At 38.9% G+C, this 12,144-nt stretch carries 7 protein-coding genes; all 7 read right to left on the reverse strand.

All coding sequences use genetic code 11. The annotated features are described in order from the left end of the window. Positions 1-5 precede the first annotated feature (5 nt). Complete coding sequence (hpsC, locus tag NOS7524_RS25365; RefSeq protein ID WP_015141338.1) at positions 6-965, reverse strand: hormogonium polysaccharide secretion pseudopilin HpsC; 960 nt, start codon at positions 963-965, stop codon at positions 6-8. Between the two features lie 40 nt (positions 966-1,005). Beyond that, positions 1,006-1,692: a hormogonium polysaccharide secretion pseudopilin HpsB gene (gene hpsB / locus NOS7524_RS25370; RefSeq protein WP_015141339.1), complete on the reverse strand. Its 687-nt coding sequence runs from the start codon at positions 1,690-1,692 to the stop codon at positions 1,006-1,008. A 25-nt stretch (positions 1,693-1,717) separates the two neighbouring features. Continuing rightward, positions 1,718-6,763 carry a hormogonium polysaccharide biosynthesis protein HpsA gene (hpsA, locus tag NOS7524_RS25375; RefSeq protein ID WP_015141340.1) on the reverse strand — a complete coding sequence of 1,682 codons (5,046 nt, stop codon included), beginning with the start codon at positions 6,761-6,763 and terminating at the stop codon, positions 1,718-1,720. 714 nt (positions 6,764-7,477) lie between these two features. Beyond that, positions 7,478-7,714, reverse strand: coding sequence for a 50S ribosomal protein L28 (rpmB, locus tag NOS7524_RS25380; RefSeq protein ID WP_015141341.1), 237 nt, complete (start codon positions 7,712-7,714; stop codon positions 7,478-7,480). A 180-nt stretch (positions 7,715-7,894) separates the two neighbouring features. Next, positions 7,895-9,898 (reverse strand): molecular chaperone HtpG, encoded by a 2,004-nt coding sequence (htpG, locus tag NOS7524_RS25385; protein WP_015141342.1) that lies wholly within the window; start codon positions 9,896-9,898, stop codon positions 7,895-7,897. A 255-nt stretch (positions 9,899-10,153) separates the two neighbouring features. Then, entirely contained in the window at positions 10,154-11,086 is a 933-nt protein-coding gene (locus NOS7524_RS25390; protein ID WP_015141343.1) for a glycosyltransferase, read from the reverse strand. A gap of 64 nt (positions 11,087-11,150) precedes the next feature. After that, positions 11,151-12,137, reverse strand: coding sequence for a glycosyltransferase (locus tag NOS7524_RS25395; protein ID WP_015141344.1), 987 nt, complete (start codon positions 12,135-12,137; stop codon positions 11,151-11,153). Positions 12,138-12,144: the final 7 nt, after the last annotated feature.

A 12,144-nucleotide genomic window follows, 5' to 3' on the forward strand; every position in this document is an offset into this window, starting at 1 on the left:
TCTAATTACTGAGTAAACAAGAAACCAATCCCTCTTACTCGTGATGTTAAGTCAGGAAAATACATTTTTAAGCTTGTATTATCTTTATCAAAATTTATGTTATTACTTTGAATTCGGGCTAAGGCATTACCACGTAAATGAACTTCTGCTACAGTTTTATCTGAGTCTACACAGACATAGAAACCACGGGTTTTCACATTACCTGTAGCAACACTATCTCCACTTCCAGAATATTTTGGAATCATATCCCCAGTAGAGCAGGTGGGTGCGGGATTAGTAGTAGTATCTGTTGTAGTTTGATCAATATAATCAACAAGGGGTAAAATATCTTGTGTATATGCTTCACTACTATTCTTGACCCATTTATTCATTTTTGTTTTTAAGTCGCCTTCATCTTGCAAACTAAATAATTTAAATCCTGCATCCCTAGTATTGTTGATCTCAGTTTCAGTGCTGCCATAACCATTACTAATTTGAAATCTACCAATCCTAGCTGCTTTAGACCAAGTAGAGTCCCCATCATTAATTATATAATAAGCTACTAAAGAATAGACGAAAGTATCATCATTGCCGACGGTAGTAGCTCCACTTTTCACAGCTAGTCCACCTGAAATATACTGTCGTTTCCAAAATACTAAAACGGGAAAAAACTGTGTTTTATTATCTGATTTGGGTAATTGATCTCTAATCTCAGCTATACCTTCAGAATCATATATGTATACTGCCTGCTGCAAATCCCTGGAGATATAGTCCAGTGCTGCTTTGATTTCTTGCTCTGTATTTGTCTTAGCTTGTTCCTTGCGATCATTTTCCATAATACTGATCATAAATCCCATTAAAGGTGTGATTACAAGAAAAGCTAAAAGTAGACCTACCAATAATTCAATTAAAGTAAATCCACCTGTTTTTTGCTTTACCTTAGAGATTTTTAGCTGATGACTTAAAAGCCAAGTTAACAGTTTCATAATGCTACATTTTCTCCTGGAAGTTGTAGATATTTAGCTGCTAGCTACAAGTAGAAGCTGTATTGCTAGTATTTTTGAGCCGGGTACACAAATCACTGAATGTTGTTCCTTTTGTGATTTCTGTAGTAATTTCTATTAAGGGTGTTTTACGATCGCCTATTCCACCGGTAAAGGTTGTTTGTTTATTCGGTGCTTTTTTCAAAACGCCACCAGCACTAGAAAACCCATCTGATCTGTAAACACGTATGCCTAACTGATAGCCTTTTGTGGAGTCAGTAATATTGGTTGTGCTTCCCCCGGTAGTCTCGGTGGCTTGGTTATAGCGAATTGCTTGAATCACATAGTTGTTGGTACTAGAGGTGGTACAGTTAGCTCCATCAACAGAGACACAGTACAAATTAGTTGCAGGTACAGAACAGTAACTATTGGCTGTGCAGGTTAGAATTCCCACTGTAGGTGCAGGGTAATCTGCTAAGGCTGTGCCGTCTGTAATGGGGGAATCAGGAGCAGCAATTGTTCCAGAACGAACCCCATCAATGTAGCTTCTAGCAGCATCACTAGCTCTCTCAATTCGTTTTGCTTGTACTCGTGTCGCCACTGAGATGACAATCACAGGTGAAACTGCTGCTAGTAAAATAGCGGCAACTAAAAGAGCTACCAATGACTCAATGATGGTGAATCCTGATTCTGTAGATAAAGATGCTGGTTGCGGTGTGTGATGAATCATAATTCAGCAGTTGAGGTAGGTAATATCATGGGCAACTAGGACGTTGATCTGAGCTAATAGCATATTTATAGTTAATTGCTGGAATAGCAGGGGTACCAGTGGTAGTATTAGCCGGAACAGCTGCAACATTATATTGGCTAGCTGCGTTGTCATAACCGCCAGTAGTGCTAACTTGAGCAGCGCATAACAAAGTTTTCACCCAATTGTCATCTCGTGGCACTTCCCTATAGAACTCATTGGGAGCATTGGTTGCTGGTGCTGTAAAGCGTTGAGAGAATAAGTCAGGTAACTGAGTCAACAAGGCGACATCATAACCCCAAGCCCGGTTAGGTGTGATGTAAAAGGGTGAACGACCTCGGTTTTGCCCACTAACGTTATTTGAATTGACTCGATAACCTTGTGGGTAGCCAAAAATTGTTCCTGAAGTGCTGTAGCCCAGATTGTCAGTATTAAAGTTAGCAATTAAATTTTGCCAAGGTGCTGTGGCATAGGAACTCCGTTTAAACTGAATAAACGAGCCACGCGCTGTTAAATCTCTCCCTGACCAATTTTCTAAGAAACGGATAAAGTTTTCCAAACCACCGCCAAGTTCACCAGTATCAGAAAAAGTACCTGATGTTGCTCCTGGAGTTGGTGGGCGACTGGGAGTATCTCCTTGAGCGAATACAACATTTGTTTCGGTAGCTGTAGCGCGTTGAAACCAGTCACCATTACTAATGACTCTATCACCGTTCTGATTTTCAGTGAGAGTAGCTGTGTCTTCTGGCGTTTTAAACGGAAACTGAATTTGTAATACTGGTACTAGAAGAGGTTGTGCTGTAGCTCTACTTCCAGTTAGGCTAGTGCGATTTAAAATGAACAGTGGATAGTTAGCCGCATAGTTACTAACACCAGATACGCCTGTCTTGTCGGTTCTAAACCAAAGAGTGTTACCTGGCGTGTCGGGCTTGTTAGTTGAGGAATCAAATTTAGTATAATCAACGCTGTTAATTGTGAGGGTATTAGTGAAAGGCAGATACTTGACAGATCCACTAACTATACCCAGAGGTACTGGTGTTTTGTCGTTATCTAATACTAATTTGTTATCTATGGGACTAGATGGAACATTTGTTAGAGCAGTACCATCTTTTCTGACAACATTTGCAACGGGAAGATTCGCACTACTGTATCTCAAAAATGCAACTCGTCTTGGGTAAAGTTGGATCAACGGATCACTAGAATCTGTCGCAGGCCTTTGTGTAGTACCTGCCCAGAGTTTGGTTTTATCAAATGACGCAATACCAACTAATTGATTTGCCTTGATTGTTTTGTCACCGTCATAACCAACCACCCAATCATCAGGTTCACAAGCTGTGATTGTTCGTTTCGGGCAGATTTCCATGACGTACTCAGAAAATGTCACACGACGTTGAACTGGTGTAACAAAGTTGTTGAAGTAAGAAGAATAAGAACTAGATGAGAGGCTTCCTGGAGTGCTAGATGTTGAGGCGTAGGTACTATCTGTAAAGTTACGACTGGTGACAAAGTTGTTATCCCAAAAACCGCTTAACCTTGCTGCTACTGTTGCGGTGATGTTGCTTTCATTAATACTGACAGCAGTGTCAGCCATATCACCATCACCATTAATATCAGCTTTCAGGACTGTTTCATTTAATTGGGTAACTCCTGTATCACTCGTCTGATTGAGATTGACATCAAATTGAATCGCTGTTTCATCCAGCGTTACTGCTGTCCCTGGATCAATATTGCCATCGCCATTGAAGTCAAAACCTACAGGATAATTACCGTAATTATCATTCAGGTCATAGTCACCATCATTACGCCACCCTAATTGGAAATTACCAGACAGCACGGTAATAGAATCAGCAAGCACTGTTGCGGGTCGCCATGATTCACCAGTGGTACAAGTGGAAAACTGACCGTTACGGCAAGCAAAGTTGGGATTGAGTCCACTAGCAGTGGTACTACCACGGGTGTAAAAGTTACTCCAATTGCTGGTTAGATTTTCCAGGAATTCTTGCTGAGTATGTTGATTGAAGTTACCTCTCATATATACAGGCAGATTGGTAGCTAAGATTAAGCCTTTTTCCTCTGCTTTATAGGTTGAAGCACGACTTAAGTTACTACCATTAATCAACATAATGCCATTAGGTCGGCGAGTAGGATCTAGCTTAAAGTCTTTGGAACTTAAATCTATATCTGCACTGGTAGCAGAGTTGGGGTTACTAACACTGCTGGCATCTGGTAGAGCATCATCACGGGTAGCATAAATAATCCCACTATTGGGGAATAAAAACTCTCCACCAGTCTTAGATTTTCTTCGCAATAAATCCAAATTTAAGGTAGTAGTACGAATTTCTAAAGGTTGGCGTAACTCTATATCCAAATCGTACTTTGTAGCACTTGAAGAGTACGGCTTATCAATTGCCTTTATCTGTCTGGCATCAAGAAGTGAGGTTTCTATGATGGCACCATGCGGAATGTTGGTATCAACAGGGCTACCAATAGTACCATCCAAAATTTTTAAGGCACACATTGCAGAATCAATAGCCGATTTTTGGGAAAGGCTAAGGTTTCCAGTATTAGCTAAAGCATCCTTAAGTGGCTTATTTACCCAACGTCCGTTAGGATATTTCAACTCTGCTTGGTAGTCCAACACTGCTGTGTAATCAGTTGTTGCTAATGAAGAAGCTGAGTATACAACACCATTGTGAGAATTACCGCCACTACCTGTAGGAATGTTGGACAACCCTGTTAAATCTCTACCAGACGCGGGAAATTGTGGAAAATCTGGCAACCCTTCCTTATTTTTGGCTGTGGTGCTGTTGGTGGGGTCGTAGTAAGTGGCAACACAGGCTATGGGAGCTTGATAACTACTTGGATTCTTGGGATCGTAAGATGAATCTTGATAGTGATAAACTGCCGTAGCTCGCATTTTTAGATAGGGTGTTTCAGCTTTAGGCAAGCCATTGCTAGTGCTAGTAACGCCCATTGGCATACTATCAGGCCAGACTTTATCTGTAACCAGAAGATCAGCATCAAATTCTGCTTCAGTGCTGGCGGGAGTACGATTATCAGGTAAATAAATTCCCGCACCCGTGACGACACGCAAACCCCCGACTACATCCAGAGGTCCTGTTGGTTTTTGAGCAGCCGCCTTTTCCCAGAAGCCATCCCGTTCTGTAACGCCCAAATCATCTAATAAGTTAGCTTGGGTGAATCGCTGACGAGTAGTAGTATTGTTATCCCATTGCTTAGTAGAAATATTTTGTCCTTTTTCTGAACTGACAAATTTGCTACTGCTACTGTCGTACCAATATTGTGGTAGGTTGTTGCCTACTAAAATGCGATCGCCAATTCTTTGTTCTTGTCGCGTAGTCAAGCTTCTCAAAACTGCTGGATCTGTGGCTGGTAGATTAATCTTATTAGCGGTACTTTGCTCATAAACTCCTATCCCTGCATAACCACCAGTCTCAGTTGTTCCATTGCTGGGATCAAAGGGGAAAACCCATCTATCTATAGGTCTTAGAGAATCACCACTTCCTTCAAGCGGACTAAGCGCACTAGTTGATGTGTAGTCATAAGCTCCAGTTCCAATTCTAACTAGTGCATTGACACCAACACCTACTTCTGTGTAGGGAACACGCCGTGTTCGCTTCTTGAAGTAAATCGTTAGCTGCTGTGTTTTAGCATCACTGCTTGAGAGTGTAGGATCAGCTTGTTGAGCAGAGGTGATTCCATCTTGAACTTCTGTAGGCAGCGATGTCGTAGCTATACTATTAGCAGCCTCTACTAAGCGGTTAATTCGTTGAGTATGGGCTGCATCATTAAAACCTGCTTGGTTTCCATAAACACTACTCGGTACCGTCTTATTAGTGTTGTTGATGTTAGCAGCTGTGTTGGGGTCACTACCAGTTGTGGCAGTTGTGGGAGAGTAAGGTCTAGCATCTTTATAGAAATCTACTACTACGCTAGTAGAATTAGATGTATTCGTAGTTTCACTGATTCGGGTATTAACCACATTGCCAGCAACAAGAATTTTGCTGTTTTCCTCAGTGTAATAGCAAGAATAGGGACTGCTAACTTGATAAAAGTTAACTGTATTTCTAGTTAGCAAATTACCATTAGTAAAAACACGTCCATTGATCCTAATCCCACCTCCAGGTGAAATTTCCAGATCGTTTTCATAAATGACCGCATTATTAGTCAGTGGAATCCGTTCCCGATCTTGTTGATACTCTAAAGATACAAAGCCTTTATTTCCTGTAAAAGTTTCATATTGGGTATTATCTAGCCCTGTAATATCTGTAATAGGTACGTTGGTGGTGTAGACAAAAATACTTCTTTTCAACTTACCACCAACTTTATACCAACCTTGGCTACCTACCAAATCAGCACTAGTAGCTACATTACTTGAGCATCGACCACCAGAAAGACCTTCATCCATCGGCTGCGCTCTTGCTTCTAGCTGACTTCTAGCTCTGGTTGTGCTAGGAGTCCTAAAATAAATTCCATATAAAGTAAAACTATCAAACTTACCATCATTATCAGTATCAATAGGATATTTCCAAGCTGAGTAGAGAGTTTCTTCGTCTTGAATACCACTTGTACTATTGAATTCCTTAACCAATTTCAACTGAGTCTCATCACCAAGGGTAAATTCGTTAATATTGTCATTAATAACCTGAGTCAACGAAAAATCTGAAGGTGTTGAACGTGGTAATCTAGGGTCTTGAAATAGCTTGTCTAATTTTGCTTTTGCACGATCAAGGGCTGGTGCTGCTGCTCTAAGCACAGTCTCATTTACTCTGACATTACTAGCATTTTTAGAACGCTCAAAAGAGCGAAATAAAATAGCTGTAGTCAGTAAAACTACTACTAGAGCAACCATTACTACTGTCGGCAAAACGAAACCAGCATTTGCAGAACTTCGCCGTTTTTTAGTTACAAACAAATTCCGCAGCAGCCAAATAATAGGCTTTTTAATTGCAGAAAAAGACTGCTTACTCAGCAGTTTTATCTTTTTAAACAGTTGTCTTCTTGCTTTGAATAGCTGGTGTTTGGGCGACATAGCTACTTTCCTGTGAAGTGTTTTACAAAGAATTGGAAAATGCTTTTAAGATTGAATAATCATGACTGTTACGTAATTTAATTGATCAGTCATGATGAAACTTAAAACTTCTGTAAATAATCACCCTGTGTTAGCAACACTAAACTCAGTAGCAACACAAAATATTACGATGTGTTCAAGTTATATCATTGAATAAGTTGTTTATCTTATTCGGAAAATACTGATTTTACTGAATTACTTGAATTAGTATCAATTCAAGTAAACAACACCGTTAATTCACATTAACTTGTCAGAAGTTTATTTCATTAGACAAAGATTTTATGAAGATATTCATAACAGATTAAACTTATATTACCCATCTGCTCAAGAAAACATATCAATTTGATAACAACTTATAGCTGTAGCCAATGAGATTAGGACATCAGGAAATCATAAAACCATTACCATCAGAGGCTTTTAAACCTGTCACCTGTCACCTGCTATATATAAAGAACCTTTAAAATCAAAAACCTCCCCATAATGGAGAGGTGGCAGAGTGATTATTCTTGTGTTTAGGTAAATGACCAGTGATTAATTTTGGCAGTGAATACTTCTGTTTAACAATTGTAACCACTTTGATTGGTGATAGTGCCTTTTGAAGTATTTAACTACCAATTTATTAATAAAAGAGGAGCTTGTGAGGGATATTAACCTCACAACTTTGGCAACCTGGTATTAGTAATGATTTAGATTAAGACCAGCTTCTTTCGCCATTGCTTCTATCCCTCTCTTCTCTAGGGTTTTGATGGCTTTGGTAGACAGTTTCAGCTTTACCCAACGGTTTCCACCTGGCCACCAAACACGCTTGCTTTGGAGATTGACTTGCTGAAGGCGCTTGGTACGACGATGAGAGTGAGAAATTGCAAAGGCGTTATTTGCTTTTTTACCAGTGAGTTCACAACGGCGAGACATAGTTAAGTATCTCCTGATTTGGAATTTCTGTACAACCTTTCTATTTTAGAAGCTCTAGCGCGAATATTGGGGTGAGAGTTGCTGGAATGTTTTGTATTTTTTTAAAAAATAGACTGGTATGTTTGTAGTAAGGACTTTAGTCCTGAGAACGTTAAGGACTAAAGTTCTTACTACAAACTTTTATTTGCTGGCTTGTTCTGTGAGTTTAGTCAGCACTTCATTGGAACGCTCAACAAAGGACTTCATCCCTTCAGCGTCAAATCCTTTTTGAGACATCAGTGCCAAATCATAGACGTGTTGACAAATTAAGTTCACCAAGGGATTTGTCGTTGACTGTCCATCACCTTGAATGATGGTACCTTGATTGAGACTGGTGAGGTTTTGGATGAGGGGATGGGCAGTGTTTACCAGTAAGATGTGATCTTCGGGAAACTCTGCATTTTGCTGCTGCATCATGGCGTTCATTTCCCGCAGGCGGCGCAAGATTTCTGGTAACAGAACCATTGCAGGTGGTGTACCTTGGGGATCATCTGATTTTAACGCCTCGGTGCGGATGTTGACTTTGGGTTTGTTGAGGGCTTTCTCAAATAACTCTTTCACAACCTCACTTTTAGTTTTATTGGTTGTGGGGTCAACAATTTCTCCGGCTTTGTCTTGATCGAGCAGGGTATTATCTAAGTCAGAGTCTACCCGTGTGAATTTGACATCCTGATATTCGCGTTCCAGGAAGTTAATAAAGTGGGTGTCGATAAAGGAGTCCATAAATAGAACTTCCAAGCCTTGGTTTTTGTGCAGTTCTATATAAGTGGCTTGGCTAGCTTCATCGGTGCTGTATAAGACGCGGTTTTCGTGGCGTTCTTTGTTGCGTTCTAAGTATTCTTTGAGCGTTGTGTATGGGAAATGAGAAGTGGAGGCTGAGGAGTCGGGGGAAGACGTGACATCTTGCCAGACATCATCTTCACTAGATTGCACTTGTACTGAAGGAGTTTCGCTACTCCCTACACCCGATTCCCTATTCCCTGGATTCTGGACAGTGCTGCGGAAAATGATGATGTCTTCGACTTGTTTTTTAAATTTTTCGTCGTTGAGAACACCGAACTTAACAAAAGTGCCTAGGTCTTTCCAAGCAGTAATGTATTGTTCCCGGTCTTCGCGGTATAATTCTTTGAGTCTATCGCCAACTTTCTTAGCTATATAATCGCCGATTTTGCGGACGGTGCGATCGCCTTGTAAGGCACTACGGGATACATTGAGGGGAATATCCGTACTATCAATTACCCCCCGCATCGGCATCAGAAATTGAGGAATAATTTCATCGCAGTTATCGCTAACAAAAACTTGGTTGCAGAATAATTTGATTTGCCCTTTCGTTACATCTACATCGGGGCGCATTTTGGGAAAGTAGAGAATCCCATTGATAATAAAGGGATAGTCGGTATTTAAATGCACCCAAAGTAAAGGTTCTTCTTGGAAAGGATACAAATAACGGTAAAACTCTAGGTAATCTTCTTTTGTCAGGTTACTGGGAGACTCGCGCCAAGGTGCTTTTTGCTGGTTTAATACTTCACCATCTAGTTTGATGACAACTGGCATGAAGTCGCAGTAAGTTTTGACAAGATTTTTAATCCGCGCTGGCTCTAAATATTCTTCCTCATCGGGTAAGAGAGTCAGAGTTATTGTAGTACCGCGAGTTGTGCGGGTTGACTCATCCAGAGTAAATTCTGGTGAACCATCACAACTCCAGTGAACCGCTTGCGCCCCTTCTTTGTAGGAAAGGGTATCAATTTCTACCTTCTGCGCCACCATGAAGGAGGAGTAGAAACCTAAACCAAAATGACCGATAATTGGTTGGTCTGCTTTGCCTTGATATTTGTGAATAAATTCTTCGGCACTGGAGAAAGCTACCTGATTGATGTATTTCTTTACTTCTTCAGCAGTCATGCCAATGCCGTTATCGCTAATAGACAGGGTTTTGTTGTCTTTATCGATGGCAATTTGAATTTCTGGTTCCTCGACTTCTCCCGCATATTCGCCAGCACGGGATACCATCTTCATCTTTTGAATTGCGTCTACAGCGTTAGATACAAGTTCCCGCAAGAAAATTTGATGATCTGAGTACAGAGATTTCTTGATGATTGGGAAAATATTCTCAGTATGAATAGTGATAGTGCCTTGTTCTAGCATGATGGTAATTTTCGATGTTAGTCTTGAAATCTATGTTTTCCGCCGATAAACACTAACCCTCTGCATTCAGGGGTTAGATGGGTCAGTACGAGAGGGAATTATACCAATTAGGATTTTAAAGACATAGTTTAGGCGATCGCTCCTCGCTTGCGGGATTGTTTGCCCCCAAGCCAAGATTCGGATTTCCCTACTAAGTAAATTTTCTTATTTTTTTATTCAGGAATATTTTATTTTCTTATATAAGACATGATAATTTTATATTTTATTTTTAAATTGGATTAAATAGTAATAAATGTGAGAAAAATAAATCTTGACTAGTGCTATTGATAAAAGTTTTATTTGTTTGATAAAAGATGGATCATGAATGATACATTTCCAGAGAAATTTAAGTGCTAAATAACTATTCTGTTGTGCTGGATTTGCTTCCAAGGCTTTAAAAGTTAAATATCGATACAAATAAGCAAGACTACGTTTTTTTAAATGTTGCAATGCTAAAGCTTTTGGTTCAGAAAAAGCACGCTCAATCACAATTAATGACGCTGATTCTTGCCTTTTAAGATTTGTAGACATAGAGTTCAATGATATTCGATATAATATCTGAACTTCTGGAACAATTACAAAATCGTAATGAGCAGCTAACCGCAACCACATATCCCAATCTTCAGCCGCAGTAAGTGATTCATCAAAACCACCAACAGTTGCTAAAGCTGATCGACGAATTAAAGGATTGGAACCGTTTTCTAAAAAATTAGATATCAGTAATTTACTATAAACATCACCAACATTTGTAACTCGTCTACCTGATTTTACTATTTTACCGTTTTCATCAATATAATCTGTCCAACTATATGATACAGCAGCACTCTCAGAAGCAAGTATACTTTTTAGTTGACTTTCTAGTTTATTTTGTGTCCAAATGTCATCAGCATCTATAAAAGAGATAAACTCACTATTGGCGTGTGATACACCACGATTTCGACTAGCAGGCAATCCTGCGTTTGGATAAGAAAATATTTGTAAACGTTCATCAGAGATATTTTTGACAATTTCCTCTGTGGAATCACTTGAGCCATCGTTAATGACTATTATTTCCAAATCTTTCAGGGTTTGTGATAAAATTGAATCTAAAGTTTTTCTGATTGTCTTTTCACCATTGAACACAGGTATGATTACAGATACTAATGACATACGTGTTGTTTTTAATAATTTAAAACATAATTATTATCTTACGAATCTAAAAAAGGCATTTAGACTATATTTCGCCATACTTAACATATGCTAATATAGTGCTAGTATTTAAATTATTTTTTGTTGTCTCTAAAAACTGAAAATAATTATTCTGAGCCATTAAGTTAATAACTATTATCTTAAATAATAGTTTAATAAAAGCTTTTGTTCTGATTATAGATACATCATATTTGGCAATCATACACAAAAATTTGATAGATAAATTTAAGAATTTATCTGGTGATGAGCTTTCCAAAAGTTTGTAAATTAAATATTTATATAAATTGCCAATACTATAATTTTTTAAACTCTGTAAAGATTGAGGGGCATGATTAAACGCTTTTTCAATAATTTTTAAGGAAGCTGCTTCCATTTTTACTATATTAGAAGACATAGAATTAGAAGTAACTCTGTATAAAACATGGGGAAAGGGGACAAGTACAAAATGATAACTACTTGCTAAACGTAACCATAAATCCCAATCTTCAGCAGGATTAAGCGATGGTTCAAATTCACCTACTGAAAGCAAGGCTTGCCTACGAATTAAAGGATTAGAACCATTTTCTAAAAAATTTCCTACCAAAAGTTTAGCGTAGACATCACCATTGGCGCTAATGCGACTACCATTGCGTAAAAAATGGCTTGATTCATCAATATGATTACACCAACTATAAGCTACAGATGCTTGAGGGTTTTCTTGTAAAGCCTTGAACTGACAAGCTAGTTTATCAGGAGTCCAAAGGTCATCAGCATCAAGAAAAGCAATATAATCACCCTTGGATTTTATGATACCACGGTTCCGGCTAATAGCTAGACCAGCATTGTAAAAAGAATATACGTGTAAACGGTGATCAGCAAACTCATTAATAATATCTAACGTAGTATCTTGAGATCCATCATTAATTACGATTAATTCCCAATCAATAAAACTTTGATGTAAGATTGATTGGATAGTTTCTTTTATTGTTTTTTCCCCGTTATAGACAGGAAGAATTATAGATATTAATGTCATATATTGT

The organism is Nostoc sp. PCC 7524 (assembly GCF_000316645.1).
GTDB lineage: Bacteria > Cyanobacteriota > Cyanobacteriia > Cyanobacteriales > Nostocaceae > Trichormus.